We start from the raw sequence: 16,230 nt of genomic DNA, 5'->3' as shown, positions 1-16,230 counted from the left end.
AAACGGCGGGCGGCCCAGGGCGGCGCTCACGACGCGCGCTCGCGCGCGGCGGTTTCGCCGCGCGTCGCCCCGGCGGCATGCGCATGCGCGCCGTCGCGCTCGCCTTCGCCGCGCCAGTCGACGGCGAACGCATAACGCGCGAGCCGCTCGGCGAGCGCGCCGTGCGCCCCGCGCACGGCGATCTGCGCGACGAGCCCGCGCCGCGCGTCCTGCACGACGTCGACCCACTCGAGCGCGACCTGCGCGTCGCACGCGCACGCGGCCACGACATCCGCGATTTCCAGCCGCTGCAGCTCGGGCTTGAAGATCTTGCCGACCGCGGTCGTCGGCACCGCGTCGAGTATCCGCACGTGCTTCGGCACCGCCGCGCGCTCGGGGATCGCGCCCGCGGCGAACGCGAGCAGCGCGGCTTCGTCAGCGCTCGCGCCCGCCTTCAACTGCACGTACGCGACGGGCAACTCGCCCGCGTGCGCGTCCGGGCGGCCGATCGCCGCCGCGAGCGCGACGGCCGGGTGGGCGGCGAGCGCGTCCTCGATGATCCGCGGATCGATGTTGTGCCCGCCGCGAATGATCAGCTCCTTCTTGCGGCCGACGAGCCAGAAATAGCCGTCGGCGTCGCGGCGGCCGAGGTCGCCCGTGTTCAGCCACCGCTCGCCCGCGATGTCGATCCACAATCCGCGCTCGTGCGCCGGATCGAGGTAGCCGCGAAACACGTTCGGCCCCGCGAGCGCGATCAGCCCGACCTCGTCGACGAGCGCGTCGCGCACGTAGCGCCCGGTGTCGTCGACGATCACCGCGCGCATGCGCTGATAAGGCAGGCGCAGGCCGATCGAGCCGATGCGCCGCTCGCCGTCGAGCGGATTCAGCGACGCGATGCATGCGCTCTCGGTGAGCCCGTAGCCCTCGACGATCTTCACACCGGTCGTGCGCTCGAAGCCGCGAGCGAGCTCGACGGGCATCGGCGCCGCGCCGCACGCTGCGTATTCGATCGAGCGGATGTCGTGCCGGCCGACGGGCTGCTGCAACAGCGCCGCGAAAAGCGTCGGCACGCCGGAAAACGCGTTGATCCTGTAAGCCTCGACGATCGCCCAGAAGCGCGCGATCACGTGCTTGCCGCGATAGCCCTGCGGCGTGCCGAGCACGACGTGATGGCCGCGCAACCACGCCATCAGGCCCGTCACGAGCTGGCCGTTCACGTGAAAGAGCGGCAGCCCGCAGAAGATGGTGCGCGCGTCCTCGCCGTCGCGCGCCTGCGTCTCGCTCGCCGCCCACACGTCGAACACCTCGCAGCCGTGCGTGCGCACCGCGATCTTCGGGCGGCCCGTCGTGCCGCCCGTGCAGAAGTACGACGACGGCTCGTCGGGCCCGATCGTGCGCGGCCGGATCAGCCGGTCGCCCGGCTGCCGCCGCATCTCGGCGTGCAGATTGACGATCCGGACCCGCTCGCCGCGCAGGCGCGCCTTCTCGCGGCGCTCGACCCACGCGAGCGCCGCGCGCTTGGCGAGCGGCACATAGGGCCGCAGATCGACCCACATGACCGTCTCGACGGTCGGCATCGCGCTCAGATGCGGCGCGAGCTTCGGCCAGATGTCGACGCCCGGCGTCGGCGCGACGCAGATCAACACCTTCGCGCGCGCCGCGTCGACGAGCTCGGCGATCTGCGCGCCGTCGAGGAGCGGATTGATCGCCATCGCGATGCCTGCCGCCTCGCCGCCCCAGATCGCGAAATGCGTGTCGGGCAGGTTCGGCAGCACGAACGCGGCGACGTCGCCCGCGCCCACGCCGACGCTCGCGAGCACGTTCGCCGTCCTGACGATGTCGGCGCGCAGCTCGGCGAAGGTCCACGTGTGCGACCGGTCGAGCCGGTCGGCGTCGAGAAAGAAGGTGAGGGCGGGCGCGTCGGGCGTCTTCGCCGCGCGCTCGTCGAAGATCTGCAGCGTGTTGGCGGGCAGCGCGCGCGCGTGCAGCGGAACGCGCTCGATCTGCTCGATGTCATGGATGTCGCGAACCGCCATGCATGAACTCCTGTCGGACTGTGAAAGCCGTGTGTCGGATGCGAACCGCCGCCGCGCCTTGCAGCCGGTAGGCAAGGTGCGGCGGCGGTTCGTTCGGGCGGCGCCGGGACGCAATGGCGCGAATGCGACGAGAGTGTAACGTGCCGCGCGCGGGATCGCCGGCCATCGGCACCCGCTCCTGCGTTGCGTCGCAGCGCGGCGAGGACGTGGCGCCGGAACGCGCCTTCGCCCCGGGCGTTCGCCACGTGCGGCCGGATTCGTCCGAATAGAGCCCCGGTTGCGCAGACGCGGCGGTCATAGACGGATTCAATTTGCATCGACGCTTTTGACGACATTCAATAGGCACCCCACCCCAAGCTGTTTTTGTCCGTCTTTCCTCCTTGCGGAGCGCAAACATGGTTCAGAACCGCGTCAACGTCAACGAGATCGTCCAGGCAATCGCTTCCGAAACCCATACGCCCGCCGACGCGGTGTCGCGGCTTTACGAAGAAACGCTCGCCGAATACAGTGAAGGCGCACGGGTGCGGGATTATCTGACCGTGCTCGTCGCGAAGCGGGTGAGGGAGACACTGCGCAATCGAACGCATTGATCGCGTGCGCCGCGCCGCCTCGCGTGGTGACACGCGATCGTCATCGAATACGGCGAAGCGGTTCGCCGAACGTTTCGCTGGAAACGCGACCCGGCGCTGCTTTCGGCGATGAAAGCTGCGGCCTTCGTCGGGCGGTGTACGCTCCGACGCGATTGCCCTTGTTTTCCCGATGTTTTCCTCGTCAATATCGAAACGCTGCTCAAGCATTCGGCGTGGCGGCCGTTACCACGTGGTAATGCGCCGCACGGCGTTCCGCACGCCACGCCGACGTTCTGACGGCGGCGCGCGCCCCACACGAGGAGGACAGCGCAATGAATGCAATTCTGAAAGCGCCGCACGCGGCGCGCATGGGCGGACAGGACACGGCACGCGATGCGCAGGAGTTCGTCACGTTCCGGCTCGGCACCGAGGAATATGGAATCGACATCCTGCGCGTGCAGGAAATCCGGTCGTACGAAGAGCCGACGCACATCGCGAACGCGCCGGCGTTCATCAAGGGCGTGATCAACCTGCGCGGCGCGATCGTGCCGATCATCGACCTGCGCCTGAAGTTCGCGCTCGATTCCGCCGAGTACAACACGTCGACGGTGGTGATCGTGCTGAACGTCGCGGCGCGCACGGTGGGCGTCGTCGTCGACGCGGTGAGCGACGTGCTCGAACTCGCGGCCGCCGACCGGCGGCCGGCGCCCGAATTCGGCGCGGCGATCGACACCGGCTTCATCACGGATCTCGGATCGATCGCGGGCGAAGACGGCGACCGGATGCTGATTCTGCTCGACATCGAGCGGCTGATTGCGTCGGCCGACATCGGGCGAGTCGGCTGAGCGGGCGTTGCCGCGTTACCGCGGAGCAGGGCGATTGCGGGCAGCGCCGGCGATGTCGACGCCGCCCGTCGTGCCTGGGCGATCGCTTCAGGCCGCTTCCCGCGAATCCGCCGCGGCGGCGGCCGAACGCATCGCGCCGGACCGCGGCCGGATCGCGCCGACCGGCACGCCCGTCACCGCCATCGCGATGCCGGCGAGCCGCGTCCCGCCGAGCGGCTCCCCGAACGCCGCAACCGCGAACAGCACCGCCGACGCCGACGCGACGGCCGTGAACAATGCGGCCTCGGTGCCGCTCGTGCGCGCCGAGCCGGCGTACCAGCACAGATAGCAGAGCACGGTCGGCACGAGCGCGTAGTACGCGATCGAGGTGCTCGAATGCGGCGCGCACGTCGGAGAACGGATAGAGCGAGTCGACGACCGGTTTGATCGCGTGCCGATCGATTGCGCGGGCGAGCGCTTCGAACGACTGCCGGCTGCCTACCGAGACACCGTGAATCGACGCGCGCGTCAGCATCAGCGGAATCGCATCGATGCGCACCTTCGGGCTTCCCAGAAAGCCGACCTGGACGATATGACCATGATCCGCGACCGCGCCGATCGAATGCATCACATTGTCGCCGCCGATGAGCTCGACGATGACGTTCGCACTTCGGCCAGTGGTGGGCGCGAGGACGGCATCCTCCCATTGTCAATGCCTCGGCTTGCGCGGACGGATCGCCAAACGCGTCGACGAATATTGTGCAGCCGTAGCGTTGCGCGAGCTCGGCAACGTCCGGCGGCGCGGCATACGGTACTGCGCTGAGGGGGGCGGGAGGCACGCCGCACGCAAATCTTTAGCGTACGACGACCGGGCCGTGCGCCCAATATCCCGTACGGACCGTGACGACGGGACTCGCGACCACCGGCCGCACGGGCGTGACGTACGCGGGCGTCACCACGACAGCCGGCGGCGGGACGACGACGGGCGGTGGCGCGATCACGGCCGGCACGGCGTAGACGGGCACCGCGGGCGCCGCCGCGACGACCGGCGCAGTAACCGGCACTGTGATGCCGACGGCGACACCGGCGAATGAGGAGGGGGCAATCAGCGCGAGCGCGAGACCGCTTGCGGCGGCAAACGATGCATGCAGTTTCATGGCAGTTCCTTGATCAGAAAGGGATCGGCTGGCCGCGGCCAGGACGACATCGCCACATTAGAAGCAATGCCGATGAAAATCTGTTGGGAAACCATGTCATCTCGTTTCAACGGATTCACGACATCGTCTGACATGAATTGCTAACAGTTTTTTCGGACCGGATTCTCTACATTGCGAGGCATCGAATCACCCAATCCGTCTCGGGAGAGTCCACATGACGAAGATCTATCTTGCCGCCTGCGCTTCGCTGCTGATCGCGCTCCGCATCGAGCCGGCCCTCGCCGGGGCATTCGGATACGGTCGCGAGGCGTCGGTCCGGAGCGCATCCTGCGGCGGCGGCAACTGTACGCACCGTGGCGCGTTCGTCGGCCCGCGCGGCGGCCTGACGACGAATGACGGCACGGTCACGCGTACGGGGCCGGGGCAGTTCGCCAACACAGGAACAACCGTCGGTCCACGCGGCGGCCGCTATGAGCACAGCGGGACGACGGCCTGCAGCGGCGGCACTTGCACGCACGACGGCAGCATGACCACGCCACACGGGCAGACGATCGACACGGCCGGCAGCGTTACGCGATCGTCGCCCGGTCACTATTCGTCGACCGAGACGGTCACGGGGCCGAACGGCACCTATACGCATACGGCCAGCACGAGTTGCGCTGGCGGCGGGTGTACGCATTCGGCGAGTGTCGCCGGCTCCGACGGCCATTCCGTCAGTTGGACGGACACGGCGACGCGAGTCGCGCCCGGAGTCGTGACGACGACGAGCAGCGTGACGGGACCGCGCGGCGGGACAGTGGCGACGGGTGGGGTGGTGGTCGCGGGTGCCCCGCGCGTCGCCGTCGTCGCGCCACCGCCTCCTGTCACCGTCGTCGCGCCCGCCGTGGTCGCGGCGCCCGCCGCGGTTGCCGTTGTGCCACCCCCGGCGCCTGCTGTCGTCGTCCGTCCGCGCGTCTGGGTGCCCGAACATTGGGTCGGCGGCGTCTGGGTCACGGGACACTGGTCCTGAGCATCGGATCGGCCGATCCGATCGGCGCGGCAGGCGGACGTTCCCGGACCGTCACGGCAGCGTCGCGCCGCATTCTTTATTACCGCCGAATACGGTGCGCGTCCGAGCCCGAACATGCGCGACACCGCTGGCAAGCCATCCTGACTCCTTGTAAGGAACACCATTCGATGTTGACTCGTACGACTCGATTCGACGGGCCGGCGCACGTTGCCGCGCGTTGCGGCGCCGTCGCGGCCGCGCTCGCGCTTCAGGCCATCGTCGGCAATACTCACGCATTCGCCCAGTCTTCCGCGACGGGCAGCGTCGGCCTGGACCTGGCAGCGGTGCCGCGCTACGCGGGCGCAAGCAGCTATCACGTGCTGCCACTGCCGGCGGTGGCGCTGGCCGGCCATTCCGCGTCGAACTGGCATGTCTTCGCGAGCGGTCTCGAGGCCGGCGCCGCGTGGTCGGTCACGCCGAACCTCTCGATCGGTCCGCTCGTCGGCCTGGGGCTCGGTCGCAAGGAGGACGACGCGGCGATCCTGAACGGCACCGGCAACATCGCAGACAGCTTTCTCTACGGCGCATTCGTTCGCTGGCAAGCGGGCCCGGCGAGCGCCAACGTGCGCTTCCTGCAGTCGGCCCATTCAGGCTACGGCAATCACGTGACGCTGGCGCTCGCATACCGGATCTTCGACGGGCCGCGCGATCGCGTGACCGCGTCGCTGAGCACGGTCTGGGCCAACCGCTCGGCCGCGCAAACCGAATTCGGCATCGACGACGCGCAGGCGGCGGCCAGTGCCGCCCATCTGCCGACTTATGCGCCGTCGTCGGGCTTCCAGCGCACTGATCTGCGGGTGACGCTCGAGCACCGGCTCGACGCGCACTGGTCCGCACGCGCGGGCGTGGGCGCGGGCACGCTCGTGGGCGACGCGGCCAACAGCCCGATCGTCGAGCGGCGGGCAAGCGTGTTCGGCTCGATGGGTGTCGCTTACCGCTTCTGACAGGTTCGTCGCGGCGTACCGTGACATGACTTGACATCGAGTTGTAACAGACCGAAATCTTTGCTCACTTTAGCGTTCTGCAATTCGCCACTGGCGAAAAGCGATTTTTTTTATCATCTTTACCAAGGAGAACAGAATGAACCGTTTTAGTCTGATGCTCGTAGCCGCGCTCGGCACATCTTTCGTCCTCGTGTCGAACGCGATGGCGCAACAGGATGACGCAATGCAGCAGAAGCTCGAGGCGCGCTTCGCAGCGGCTGACGTCAATCACGACGGCAGGCTGACACGCTCGGAAGCGCAGGCCGGCATGCCTCGCGTCGCACAGCATTTCGACCAGATCGACACGGCGCACAAGGGTTACATCACGCTCGCCGATCTCAAGCAGTTCGCCGCACGCAACCAGCGTTGATCGGACGTGACGGCGCCCGTTCATCTTTTTCAGCACAGGAAATCGCCCGGTCGTGATGCCGAACGCCACCTCTTGCCCGAATGACATCCCGTCAGGCCGCATCATCGTCCTGGACGACGAAGCGGAGATCCGAAACATACTGCAGCGCTTTCTGGCGTCGCACGGCTTCGATGTTCGGTCGGTGAGGAACAGCACCCAGCTCGACGTCTTTCTCGAGCGTCAGCCATATGATCTGCTGATTCTCGACATCATGATGCCCGGCGAGGACGGGCTGGCCGTCTGCCGACGGCTGCGCGCGCGGGGACAAACGATCCCGATCCTCATGCTGACGGCGCGCGGCGATCCGGTCGATCGTGTCGTCGGGCTCGAACTGGGTGCGGACGACTATCTGGCGAAACCGTTCCTGCCGCGCGAGTTGCTGGCCCGCGTTCGCGCGATGCTGCGTCGTCAGCAAGTCACGCTGCGCCAACGCGATCTGCGCGATGGCGCGCTGCAGGAAAGCGGGGGGGCGATACTGCGTTTCGGCGGATATCAACTCGACACCGGACGCCAGGAACTTGGCGGGCCCAACGGCGCCGCTGTCGAGGTCGGGTTGGCCGAGATGCGTCTCCTGTGCGCGCTCGCGCAAACACCGAACCGGCCCGTGAGCCGTGCGAACCTGATCGAGCGGGCGCGTGGGCCAAACTACGATGCGAACACGCGCAGCGTCGACGTGCAGGTACTGCGCCTGCGGCAGATCATCGAAGCCGATGCGTCTGCGCCGCGCCATATCCGGACGATATGGGGTATCGGCTACATGCTCGTCGCGGAGCTGGAATCATGAAGGTGCCGCGGCCACGCACGCTGCTCGGACGCAATCTGCTGTTGCTGGTCTGCATCGTCGCCGCGAGTCAAGTGGCGACGGCCGTGCTCTATTTCCTGCTGATCCAGTTGCCGAGGATCGACGAGATCGCGTCGGTGGTCGCTTCGCAGACGAAAGCCGTCGAACGGCTGCTGGCCGCGCGGCCGGAGCCGGAGCGTCGACGCGAAGTCGTCGCGATGAACGGCGGCCTGCAGGGCCCGCCCGAGCGGCATCTGACCGCCGTGCCGCGCAACTACCAGATCCGTCGCTTCGTGACGCAGCTCGCCGCGCGGCTGACGCCGGGTACGTTGGTGCTGTGGGAGGGCGGCCCGCAACACCGATTCTGGGTCAGGCTCGCGATCGACCGCGACAGCTACTGGGTCGCGCTGCCCGTCACGGCGCATATCGGAAATGCGCAACCATGGAGTGTCGCGTGCCTGTTGCTGGTGTTCGCGACCTTTCCGGTATTCGGTGCTTGGATGATCCAGCGCGATACGACGGTGCCGCTGCGACGCCTGTCGCGTGCTGCGGCGACGATCGAGCGTGGTGAGTGGCCCGACGCCGTGCCCGTCACGGGGCCCGCCGAGCTGGCGATGGTCGCCGATGCGTTCAACCGGATGGTCGCGTCGCTCGCCGTCATGGAGACGACCCGCGCCGAGATGCTGGCGGGTATCTCTCACGACATCCGCACGCCGCTCACGAAGCTGCGGATGGCGATCGCCGCGCCGGAGGCATTCGATGCGCCGCGAGAGAGTGCCGAGCGCTTCGTCGCGGAAATCGACGCGATCGTCGACCAGTTCATCGATTTCGCGCGCAGCGGGGACGGCGAAGCGGTGTTGCCGGGCGACCTGAATGCGCTGATCGAGCAGCTTGTCGCGGACTACACCGGCCTCGGATATCGATTCGACATGCGGCTCGCGCCGCTGCCGGCGATGCGATTTCGTCCGGTCGGCATGCAGCGTCTGCTGATGAACCTGATGCACAATGCGGCGATACACGGGCGGGTCGGGCTGTCGGTGCACACCTCGGTGGAAGGCGGACGAGTCGTGATCCGCGTCGAGGATGCCGGGCCCGGCGTGCCGGAAGACGCGTTGCCGCTTCTCACGCAACCGTTTCGGCGCGTCGAGCGGCCCGACCGTCCATCGGGCGGCACGGGCCTTGGGCTCGCGATCGCCGAACGCATCGCCCGTCAGCACGGCGGCCGGCTCGATCTGTCGCTGCGCAACAGCGGCGGGCTTACGGCTACAGTGCGGCTGCCCATTGCATGAACAGTCATCGACGCTCCCAGCAACGGGAAACTAATGTCGGATTGTGACGAGGGCATTCCATATGATAATGCGATAATTGATAGACAGTAAAGTTTCCGTCCCCGTTTTCGTTGCTGTGGCGGCGTTTGCGGGGGTGGGTGTCACAAAATTTGTGACACCGATGAATAGGGCGGTAATGAAGCTCACGCCCGCAAGCTTGGGTAGAAAGCTCTCCCAAAGCGAATGTTGACCGGCTTTCTCGGCACGATCCATATCTGCCGCCATTATGATCGGCAAGGGATTATCCATTTCAAGCGCTTCGGCGATACGCAGGCAGGTTTCATTGTCCATGCTTCGTCGCCCGGTGCGCCAATGGCTCGGAACGCTATGCGACCACCCCATGCGTAGAGCCATTTCTTTGTCGTTTGACGCTCCCAGTGCTTCTTGAAGCGCATCCAAGTATTTCGAAATCCGCATACATTTCTCCTTGACGATCTACAGTCTGTAGATTAGTCTACGATCTGTAGATTCTACGGAATGTAGATTGAAGTCTAACAGGCTGTTCGGAAAGGTAAACCCCGCGCTAACGGGGTCGGATCATAACCAAACGGGGGTAGGTGGTGCCGAAATATCAAGTCCATGCCTACACGCAGTGCGGTCACAACCGCGTTGCCGTTGTTGCCGTCACGGCTCGCAATGCCGAAAGTGCACGCGGCAAGGCCCGCTCGGAGTTGTCGCGCCGTGGCCGCTGCGCTGAGTCCCTCACGTTAATTTCCGTTCAAGTCAGTGCGCCGTCGAGCGCTATCGCTCGCATGACGTAGGAGGGCGCAATTCCCCTGTGGTACGCCGCGCCATTTCGGCCCTCGGGTAGCGCGGTGTTTTGTGGACGGCTGACCTAGCGTCCACCTTTTTCGATTAGCGCGTTCGTCGCGCATACATCCGGAGCCTGAGCGGCTCCGCTCAATGTGAATAGCAGTCCTAAATCAAGGAACGACGATGGCAAAGCAAAAGTTGACGATTCTGCAAGTGATCGCGCGTAGCGGTATCTCGAAGCGCACGAATCAACCGTGGGAAATTCACACGGCGCAATGCGTGTTGGAGCAGGAAAGTAGCGACGGCAAGCAAATCCTCGTTGGAACCATTAACTTGCCAAACGCGATGAAAGATTCTGCGCCCGGTGACTACCTTGCTGAGTTCGCGCTTCAACAGTCGATGGAAGGCAAGCTCGAACCGCGCATCGTCTCGCTCGTTCCGTTCGGCCGACCGACCGCGAAGCCGGCCGCGAACGCTACCGCATAACCCGTCATGGGCTATCGGTCGTTCGAAGCTGGCCCGCCAGAACGGCCGTCTACATCCGGGCCAGAACCTGAGAGAGAGAAAGAGTATGAAGAAACTGTTTGCAGCAGCACTGAGCCTTGCGAGCGTGGGTGCGTTCGCGGCGGACGCGGGTATGCCGACGATGGATGTGTCGCAGGTCGTCGAGTCGATCAAGGGCATTGGCCCGAACGTCGCGCTCGTCGGCGGTGCGGTGCTGGCGCTCGCGGCGGTGACGTATGGCTATCGTGTGGTCAAGGGTTTCATCGGTCGCTAATCACACGGTGCGACGAGCCCCCGGTATGCATCAACGCGCCGGGGGCTTTTTCATGGGGTGGATCGGATGAAACGGTGTCTGTGGTTCGCGCTGCTTAGCGTTGCCTGGGGAGTTCACGCAGCGCAAGGGATAGACGTGGTGGTGTGTGGCGCGGCGTCCGGTGCAGCAGCGACGGATGCTCGGGTGCCTTGCACGTTGTCGGATGGTTCGGCCGGTGTGCAGCAAGTCGCGCATTTGATGCTGGTCAACGGCGGAGCGATCGGCGATGCGCCTGTCCCGGGCGGGGTTGGGGCGGGCTTGGAGGTCGGGGGTGCAGTGTTCCTCGTTCTCGCCGTCGCGTTCGGCTTTCGCTCGCTGCGCCGGTTTCTTGAATCTGCTTCGGAGAGCTAGTCATGCTTTGGTACTGCATGGTGTTCGGCGTCACGGTCGCGACGATCTACGGCGCTGCATTGATCCTGATGGTGTGAGTATGCGAAAGAAGACCCGGGGAGTCTGGTTGGCGCTGTTCGCCGTGTTCGCGATGATGTGCAATCAGCAGGCGCATGCACAGGCACTGCTCGCGCCGATAGAGAATTTCGTGATTAATCGTGCTGAAGCGGCGATTGTCACGCGTATTGCGATTCAGCGTGGTTTTGCGGCGAACGACCCTCGCATCGCTGCAACGCTGGCGGGTATGGGAAAGGCGTCAACGGCGCTCAACGTCGTCGGCACGGGGGCGGGCGCTGTCCTTGCATTCGCGGGCGCGCCAGTTTGGGCAACCATTTTGGCGGGTGCGGGCATCATCGCGCTCGGCGCGGCCCTACAAGTCGGCTTCGCCAAATTGAAGTGGAATGACACGTCGATTTCGATCGATGTTAATGAGGCGCCAGCCAGTGTTGGCGATAGCTACGCAGCTATACCGCCGCCCGCCGCTGCGGTGGACCCCACTTACAAGAAATTGTTGGCGCCCGAGCTATGGGCGGCACAAGCGGGTATTCCGACCTATCGCAATGGCTACTGTCGAGAGAATGACCCGGTATGCAACGCTTACCCGTTTACGCCGGGGGCCGGCATGACTACCGCTAACTTTTGGCTTACCCGTGGGAGCCATGACATTCTTCCAAGTACGTTGGATCAGGCTGCCCAGTTCACTTGGTACGTGTACTACTACAACGGACACTGTGGGTTGGCTTCTGGCTGCCCTGGTGATGACGATAACGTCAGTTCGGTGCGTCTGTTCTTCGCGCCAGTCTCGAACATACCAGGCAACCCGATCCGGATGTACATCACGAGGACCGGGGCATTGAGCCGTATAGACAGCGAGGGCAAGAGGGGGCCCTATGTTGGCTACGTCAAGACTTACCAAGACAGCTTGTTTCAATACCGGAGCGAACTGGTACCGGGGCTAGTGGCCGAAGATGTGTCGAAGCTCTGGCCGAAGCTTCCACCTGGGGTTAAGTCGCTGCCGTTGCCGACGTCGACGATCACTCAGCTTGTGGACGAGACGTGGAAGCGTGCGGCGGCGGACCCGGACTATCAAGGGGTGCCATATGAGCGGGTGTACAACGGGTTAGTGGAGCCGTGGGTCAAAGAGAATCCGCAGCAGGTGCCGACGTTGGGCGATCTGTTCACTGCCCCTGCGCATCGGGGCGATCACGTTGTTATCAGCCCGATCATCCAGCCCGACCCGGCCACGAATCCGAACCCCGGTACGAACCCCGGAACCAATCCGGGCACAAACCCCGGTACCAACCCGGGCACGAATCCCGGTACGAATCCCGGCACGAATCCCGGTACGAACCCCGGTACCAATCCGGGTACAAACCCCGGTACCAACCCGGGCACGAATCCCGGAACCGACCCGGGTGCGAATCCCAATCCGAAGCCGGACCAAAAGTTTTGCGCGCTGTATCCGGAGGCATCCGCTTGCGCCCCGCTTGGGAGTGCGAACGATGTGGATGTGAAGCGCGATTCGAAGAGCATTTCGTTGTCGCCGATATCGATCGGCCTGACTAACGGTGTCTGCCCGCAACCTTTTGAGGTCGAGGTGTTCGGCGCGCCGCTCAAGTTCGATTACGCCCCGGTCTGTGAGTTGGCGGCGAAGTTGAGGTCGCTGGTGCTTCTGCTTAGCGCGCTCGCAGCGGGCCTTATCTTCGTCACGGGGTTGATGGCATGAGTTGGGCGAGTCTGCTGGTATCGCTGGTTGGTCCGATCGTCACGCGAGTGCTGCTCGCGCTTGGTATCGGCTTTGTGACCGTCGCAGGGATCGATGTGGCGATGAGTCAGGTCGTTGAGTGGATGACCGCGAGCGTGGGCGGGATTCCCTCGGATATCGCAAACGTGCTTGCGCTCGGCGGTGTGGGCGAAGGCATCGCGTATGTGCTTGGTGGCCTGTCGGCTCGCGTGTCGTTTTACCTGCTCACGTCTACAACAAAAATGGTGTTCAGCAAATGATTACGCTGATTACGGGGGTGCCGGGTAGTGGTAAGACGCTCTACGCGGTTTGGCTCCTCGGGAAGATTGCCAAGGATCGCCGCGTACTCGTAGACGGAATTCGCGATCTAGCTATCGAGCACGTCGAGATTGACGAACCGTGGTTGCGGCAATGGCATGTGAACGCGCAGGCGCACGATCTGATTGTCGTCGACGAGGCGCAACGCATCTATCCACCGACGACGGCAAGTCAGAAGCCGACGCCCGACGTTGAGCAACTGCACGTTCATCGGCATATGGGCGTTGACTTCATCATCATCACGCAACATCCACAGCGGATCAGCAAGACGGTCCGCGATCTGGTTGGGCGTCACGTGCATGTGCGGAACCTGTTCGGCTTGAAGCGGGCGGTGCTTTATGAATGGGATCACTGCCACAATCCGAGCAGCTTGAAAGATGCGGTCAAAACGCAATGGCCATATCCGCGCGACGTGTTCAAGCTCTACACCAGTGCCGAAGTTCATACGAAAAAGCAGGCGGTCATTCCCAAGGCGTTGTTCCTTCTTCCGATAGGGGCTGTGCTGTTTGTCGTGCTGGCCGTGAAGGTCTATCACAAAGCGCAGGACGGCTTTGGTGTTGAGCCGGTGAAGCATGTTGAGTCTGTTGCGGTCGCCAGCCCCGCAATCGCTGCGCGTCCGGCTGATTCGGCTAAGTCGTCGGAATGGCGGGTTGCTGGTCGTTACTCGGTCGATGGGGCGAGCTATGTCGTGTTGGTCGCGCCGGACAGCCGGTTGCGTACTGCGCCGCTCAACGGGTTCAGTGGGCAGGGCGTGAGTCTGACAGGTGAGGCTGACGGCAAGACGGTAGCGGGCTGGACGGGTGTGCAGGTCGGAAAAACAGAACAAATCGGGGGTGTGAAATGACACGGTACGGCGTGTTGATTGGGGCGTTGATGCTGTCGGGCGCTTGTGTGGCTGCTACTGGCTCGGTGCCGCCGCTGCCGACCGTACCGATCGACGTGAGCATGATGAATAGCGCATCGCTTGCGGCTCCACTTCCTTCGGTGCCAGTGCCGATCCCGTTGAAGCATGTGCGGGGCGCGGCGTTCGATCTGCGGTTCGTGACGGTCGCGCAGGTGGTCGATTTGATTTATCAGGACGCGATGCATACGCCGTATGTGCTTGGGCCGGACGTGCTCACCGACAACCGCCTTGTGTCGTTTCGTCTGGACGACAATAGCCGCGACGTGCGCGCTGTGATGGTGGATTTCCTTGATTCGCTCGGTTTTCAAGTCGCCACAAAAAACGACATTGATTACGTGATGAAAAAGCCGGGCGCTGCGTTGCCGAAAGCGGATCAGGAGGTCTTTGTGTACAGGCCGCGTCATCGCAAGGCTGACTATCTGCGTGAGATGGTCGAGCCGTTGATCGGTGCGCGCTCGATGTTGCCGGCCGCCCCGGTTATCACTGAGCCGGTGCAGGCGGCAGGGTCGGTGCAGGTGCCGGGCGCAACACTGGTTGAGCCGTCGAGCGCGCCCGGCGTGAATCAGGTTGCGAGTGGGGTGCAGGCGCGGGGTGACGAGCTAGTGGTTGTCGGCTCGCGCGACGAGGTCGCCATGCTGCGAAAGGTGGTGCCCGAGCTGGATAGCGCTCCCGGTGAGGTGGTGGTGCGCGGATGGGCGTATGAGGTGACGAACACCGATGCGACTAACTCGGCCTGGAGCATTGCGGCAAAGATGCTGGGTGGTCAATTGCGTATCTCGAGTGGTGATACGTCGTCCGACGCGAGCGCAATGCGATTCACGGGGCCGGGTATAGATGCGGCGATTTCTGCGCTCAATGCGGATTCGCGGTTCAAGGTCATCAGTTCGCCGCATGTGCGGGTCGTGTCAGGTGAGAGGGTGCGCCTGAACGTCGGGCAGCAGGTGCCGACGCAGTCAAGTGTGAGCTACCAAGGGGCGAGCGGCACGCCGGTTCAGTCGATCACGTATCAGGACGCCGGACTGATTTTCGATGTCGAGCCTACCGTGATGCGCGACTCGATCGAGTTGCGCGTGCATGAGGAAATCTCCGATTTCGTCTCGACGAAAACGGGCGTCGATACGTCACCGACGAAGAACACGCGCCAGCTACAGACGGTCACGCACTTGAGGGATGGTGAGCTGGTGGTTCTCGGCGGGTTGATACAGGATCGCGATGCGACGGCGCGCAGCGGCTATTCGTGGCTGCCGAGCTTTTTCGACGGTCGTTCCAGCTCGAAGCAACGGACAGAGGTGCTGCTCGTGTTGCAGGTTCAGCGAATCTGAGCGAGTCAGCGAATTTTATTTATCGTTACGTGTAACGGATATTGATTTGTCGTTATGCGTAACGTAAAATAAGATCAATGTCGATAAGGAGCACGCGCCATGATCCAGCCCGAAGATACGAAAACAATTCCGTTACCACTCGCGCCTGTAACGGAAAATCGCGGTCGCGGTCGCCCGCGAAAGGAAGGTGGAGCGTTGACGAATGCGCAACGTCAGGCGGCATACCGCGCACGGCGCAAGGCATCAGGCAATCCCGTTACGGTAACGAAAAATATTCCGCCTGCTGCCGATGGTTATGACGAGCTGGTCATGGAAAACGAGCGGCTTCGCGAAGAATTGGCGCAGCTTCGTCGCGATTTAGAGGCGTCGAAGCGCAAGGCTAGCGGCGAGCAACGATCGCGCACGTCAGTCGTGCATGAGGTCGATTGGGTTCGACGCGTGGTGCGGCTGCCGCTTTGCGGGAGTGAGGATTACGATCGCCGCCGATTCAGTTTTACGTTCGACGAACGGGCATATTTCGCGCTTGATCGGCTGGCGGTTGATGCGGGGATATCAAAGGCTGATGTGGTTGAGCGCTTGGCGTTTTGGGCTGACGAGTTGATGCTGGGATCGTTCCGCGACGACGTTGCGGCGTTTAACCGTTACCTCGATCGCGGACGTAACGAAAAATCAGGCGTCTAGCGTCAGGAGTGTCCGGCCGTGGTCGAAGCGACGTAGGGCGACGGCGGTAATGCGGAGTCCGGGCGGTCGTCGCGCGGCTTAGCGCGGCTCGCCGGACCGAGTAGCGGGTACTCGCGAGGTCGGTGAGCGGAGGCGTTGCGGCGGCAAACCATCCTTCTGCATGACGCTGCCGCGCGGGGCGCTTCCG

Annotated in this window: 18 protein-coding genes and 2 pseudogenes; 15 read left to right on the top strand and 5 right to left on the bottom strand. The window is 64.1% G+C overall.

Annotation, left to right across the window (positions count from 1 at the left end; genetic code table 11):
* Window positions 1-26: 26 nt before the first annotated feature.
* Window positions 27-2,015, bottom strand: coding sequence for an acyl-CoA synthetase (locus WT16_RS08805; RefSeq protein WP_063533151.1), 1,989 nt, complete (start codon window positions 2,013-2,015; stop codon window positions 27-29).
* A gap of 395 nt (window positions 2,016-2,410) precedes the next feature.
* On the opposite strand from WT16_RS08805, the gene WT16_RS08800 reads away from it, so the two are divergent.
* Both WT16_RS08800 and WT16_RS08795 read left to right on the top strand, forming a co-directional pair.
* Entirely contained in the window at window positions 2,411-2,605 is a 195-nt protein-coding gene (locus tag WT16_RS08800) for a DUF3562 domain-containing protein (protein WP_063533150.1), read from the top strand.
* Window positions 2,606-2,916: 311 nt separating this feature from the next.
* Entirely contained in the window at window positions 2,917-3,429 is a 513-nt protein-coding gene (locus WT16_RS08795; RefSeq protein ID WP_059934355.1) for a chemotaxis protein CheW, read from the top strand.
* An 87-nt stretch (window positions 3,430-3,516) separates the two neighbouring features.
* Here the strand turns inward: WT16_RS08795 and WT16_RS08790 are convergent.
* The 3 genes and pseudogenes from WT16_RS08790 to WT16_RS08785 all read right to left on the bottom strand — a co-directional run.
* Window positions 3,517-3,795 (bottom strand): annotated as a pseudogene (locus WT16_RS08790) (DMT family transporter); the annotation flags it as partial.
* Window positions 3,796-3,850: 55 nt separating this feature from the next.
* Window positions 3,851-4,102, bottom strand: a pseudogene (locus tag WT16_RS34840) (zinc-binding dehydrogenase); the annotation flags it as partial.
* 160 nt (window positions 4,103-4,262) lie between these two features.
* Entirely contained in the window at window positions 4,263-4,565 is a 303-nt protein-coding gene (locus tag WT16_RS08785) for a hypothetical protein (RefSeq protein WP_006026740.1), read from the bottom strand.
* Between the two features lie 214 nt (window positions 4,566-4,779).
* On the opposite strand from WT16_RS08785, the gene WT16_RS08780 reads away from it, so the two are divergent.
* The 5 genes from WT16_RS08780 to WT16_RS08760 all read left to right on the top strand — a co-directional run bounded on the left by WT16_RS08780 (window position 4,780) and on the right by WT16_RS08760 (window position 9,075).
* On the top strand, window positions 4,780-5,574 hold the full coding sequence (locus WT16_RS08780) for a hypothetical protein (RefSeq protein ID WP_063533148.1): 795 nt from the start codon (window positions 4,780-4,782) through the stop codon (window positions 5,572-5,574).
* A 167-nt stretch (window positions 5,575-5,741) separates the two neighbouring features.
* Complete coding sequence (locus tag WT16_RS08775) at window positions 5,742-6,557, top strand: MipA/OmpV family protein (protein WP_059934359.1); 816 nt, start codon at window positions 5,742-5,744, stop codon at window positions 6,555-6,557.
* Between the two features lie 223 nt (window positions 6,558-6,780).
* Window positions 6,781-6,966 carry an EF-hand domain-containing protein gene (locus WT16_RS08770; RefSeq protein WP_231892049.1) on the top strand — a complete coding sequence of 62 codons (186 nt, stop codon included), beginning with the start codon at window positions 6,781-6,783 and terminating at the stop codon, window positions 6,964-6,966.
* Between the two features lie 55 nt (window positions 6,967-7,021).
* Window positions 7,022-7,789 carry a response regulator gene (locus tag WT16_RS08765; RefSeq protein WP_015600244.1) on the top strand — a complete coding sequence of 256 codons (768 nt, stop codon included), beginning with the start codon at window positions 7,022-7,024 and terminating at the stop codon, window positions 7,787-7,789.
* Window positions 7,786-9,075 (top strand): ATP-binding protein, encoded by a 1,290-nt coding sequence (locus WT16_RS08760; RefSeq protein WP_063533147.1) that lies wholly within the window; start codon window positions 7,786-7,788, stop codon window positions 9,073-9,075. The genes WT16_RS08765 and WT16_RS08760 overlap by 4 nt, the downstream gene beginning before the upstream one ends.
* A gap of 30 nt (window positions 9,076-9,105) precedes the next feature.
* Here WT16_RS08760 and WT16_RS30645 read toward each other — a convergent pair whose 3' ends face one another.
* A complete protein-coding gene (locus WT16_RS30645; RefSeq protein WP_082874760.1) occupies window positions 9,106-9,531 on the bottom strand; it encodes a Cro/Cl family transcriptional regulator in 426 nt (141 codons plus the stop codon).
* A gap of 519 nt (window positions 9,532-10,050) precedes the next feature.
* Here WT16_RS30645 and WT16_RS08755 point away from each other — a divergent pair.
* From WT16_RS08755 to WT16_RS08720, 8 genes are all read left to right on the top strand, one after another.
* Complete coding sequence (locus tag WT16_RS08755; protein ID WP_063533146.1) at window positions 10,051-10,353, top strand: hypothetical protein; 303 nt, start codon at window positions 10,051-10,053, stop codon at window positions 10,351-10,353.
* Window positions 10,354-10,438: 85 nt separating this feature from the next.
* A complete protein-coding gene (locus WT16_RS08750; protein WP_063533145.1) occupies window positions 10,439-10,645 on the top strand; it encodes a major capsid protein in 207 nt (68 codons plus the stop codon).
* A 66-nt stretch (window positions 10,646-10,711) separates the two neighbouring features.
* Window positions 10,712-11,035, top strand: coding sequence for a major capsid protein (locus tag WT16_RS34835; RefSeq protein ID WP_063533144.1), 324 nt, complete (start codon window positions 10,712-10,714; stop codon window positions 11,033-11,035).
* A 79-nt stretch (window positions 11,036-11,114) separates the two neighbouring features.
* Window positions 11,115-12,800: an IgG-binding virulence factor TspB family protein gene (locus WT16_RS08740; RefSeq protein ID WP_063533143.1), complete on the top strand. Its 1,686-nt coding sequence runs from the start codon at window positions 11,115-11,117 to the stop codon at window positions 12,798-12,800.
* Window positions 12,797-13,078 carry a DUF2523 domain-containing protein gene (locus tag WT16_RS08735; RefSeq protein WP_063533142.1) on the top strand — a complete coding sequence of 94 codons (282 nt, stop codon included), beginning with the start codon at window positions 12,797-12,799 and terminating at the stop codon, window positions 13,076-13,078. Before WT16_RS08740 ends, WT16_RS08735 begins: the two co-directional genes overlap by 4 nt.
* Window positions 13,075-13,980, top strand: coding sequence for a zonular occludens toxin domain-containing protein (locus WT16_RS08730; protein ID WP_063533141.1), 906 nt, complete (start codon window positions 13,075-13,077; stop codon window positions 13,978-13,980). Before WT16_RS08735 ends, WT16_RS08730 begins: the two co-directional genes overlap by 4 nt.
* The gene (locus tag WT16_RS08725) at window positions 13,977-15,362 is read left to right on the top strand and encodes a type II secretory pathway protein (RefSeq protein ID WP_063533140.1); all 1,386 of its coding nucleotides are present in this window, start codon (window positions 13,977-13,979) and stop codon (window positions 15,360-15,362) included. Before WT16_RS08730 ends, WT16_RS08725 begins: the two co-directional genes overlap by 4 nt.
* Window positions 15,363-15,461: 99 nt before the next feature.
* A complete protein-coding gene (locus tag WT16_RS08720; protein WP_063533139.1) occupies window positions 15,462-16,043 on the top strand; it encodes a hypothetical protein in 582 nt (193 codons plus the stop codon).
* The last annotated feature ends 187 nt before the right edge of the window (window positions 16,044-16,230 follow it).

It is taken from the genome of Burkholderia sp. MSMB1589WGS, from assembly GCF_001636105.1.
Taxonomy (GTDB): Bacteria; Pseudomonadota; Gammaproteobacteria; order Burkholderiales; family Burkholderiaceae; genus Burkholderia; species Burkholderia humptydooensis.
Note: the sequence above shows the minus strand (reverse complement) of the source record. Positions and strands in the feature narration are given on the sequence as shown.

Excerpts from the sequence above, each read along its gene's own strand:
- WT16_RS08805 (WP_063533151.1), bottom strand. The coding sequence starts at position 2,015 with ATGGCGGTTCGCGACATCCATGACATCGAGCAGATCGAGCGCGTTCCG.
- WT16_RS08800 (WP_063533150.1), top strand. The coding sequence starts at position 2,411 with ATGGTTCAGAACCGCGTCAACGTCAACGAGATCGTCCAGGCAATCGCT.
- WT16_RS08795 (WP_059934355.1), top strand. The coding sequence starts at position 2,917 with ATGAATGCAATTCTGAAAGCGCCGCACGCGGCGCGCATGGGCGGACAG.
- WT16_RS08785 (WP_006026740.1), bottom strand. The coding sequence starts at position 4,565 with ATGAAACTGCATGCATCGTTTGCCGCCGCAAGCGGTCTCGCGCTCGCG.
- WT16_RS08780 (WP_063533148.1), top strand. The coding sequence starts at position 4,780 with ATGACGAAGATCTATCTTGCCGCCTGCGCTTCGCTGCTGATCGCGCTC.
- WT16_RS08775 (WP_059934359.1), top strand. The coding sequence starts at position 5,742 with ATGTTGACTCGTACGACTCGATTCGACGGGCCGGCGCACGTTGCCGCG.
- WT16_RS08770 (WP_231892049.1), top strand. The coding sequence starts at position 6,781 with ATGCAGCAGAAGCTCGAGGCGCGCTTCGCAGCGGCTGACGTCAATCAC.
- WT16_RS08765 (WP_015600244.1), top strand. The coding sequence starts at position 7,022 with ATGCCGAACGCCACCTCTTGCCCGAATGACATCCCGTCAGGCCGCATC.
- WT16_RS08760 (WP_063533147.1), top strand. The coding sequence starts at position 7,786 with ATGAAGGTGCCGCGGCCACGCACGCTGCTCGGACGCAATCTGCTGTTG.
- WT16_RS30645 (WP_082874760.1), bottom strand. The coding sequence starts at position 9,531 with ATGCGGATTTCGAAATACTTGGATGCGCTTCAAGAAGCACTGGGAGCG.
- WT16_RS08755 (WP_063533146.1), top strand. The coding sequence starts at position 10,051 with ATGGCAAAGCAAAAGTTGACGATTCTGCAAGTGATCGCGCGTAGCGGT.
- WT16_RS08750 (WP_063533145.1), top strand. The coding sequence starts at position 10,439 with ATGAAGAAACTGTTTGCAGCAGCACTGAGCCTTGCGAGCGTGGGTGCG.
- WT16_RS34835 (WP_063533144.1), top strand. The coding sequence starts at position 10,712 with ATGAAACGGTGTCTGTGGTTCGCGCTGCTTAGCGTTGCCTGGGGAGTT.
- WT16_RS08740 (WP_063533143.1), top strand. The coding sequence starts at position 11,115 with ATGCGAAAGAAGACCCGGGGAGTCTGGTTGGCGCTGTTCGCCGTGTTC.
- WT16_RS08735 (WP_063533142.1), top strand. The coding sequence starts at position 12,797 with ATGAGTTGGGCGAGTCTGCTGGTATCGCTGGTTGGTCCGATCGTCACG.
- WT16_RS08730 (WP_063533141.1), top strand. The coding sequence starts at position 13,075 with ATGATTACGCTGATTACGGGGGTGCCGGGTAGTGGTAAGACGCTCTAC.
- WT16_RS08725 (WP_063533140.1), top strand. The coding sequence starts at position 13,977 with ATGACACGGTACGGCGTGTTGATTGGGGCGTTGATGCTGTCGGGCGCT.
- WT16_RS08720 (WP_063533139.1), top strand. The coding sequence starts at position 15,462 with ATGATCCAGCCCGAAGATACGAAAACAATTCCGTTACCACTCGCGCCT.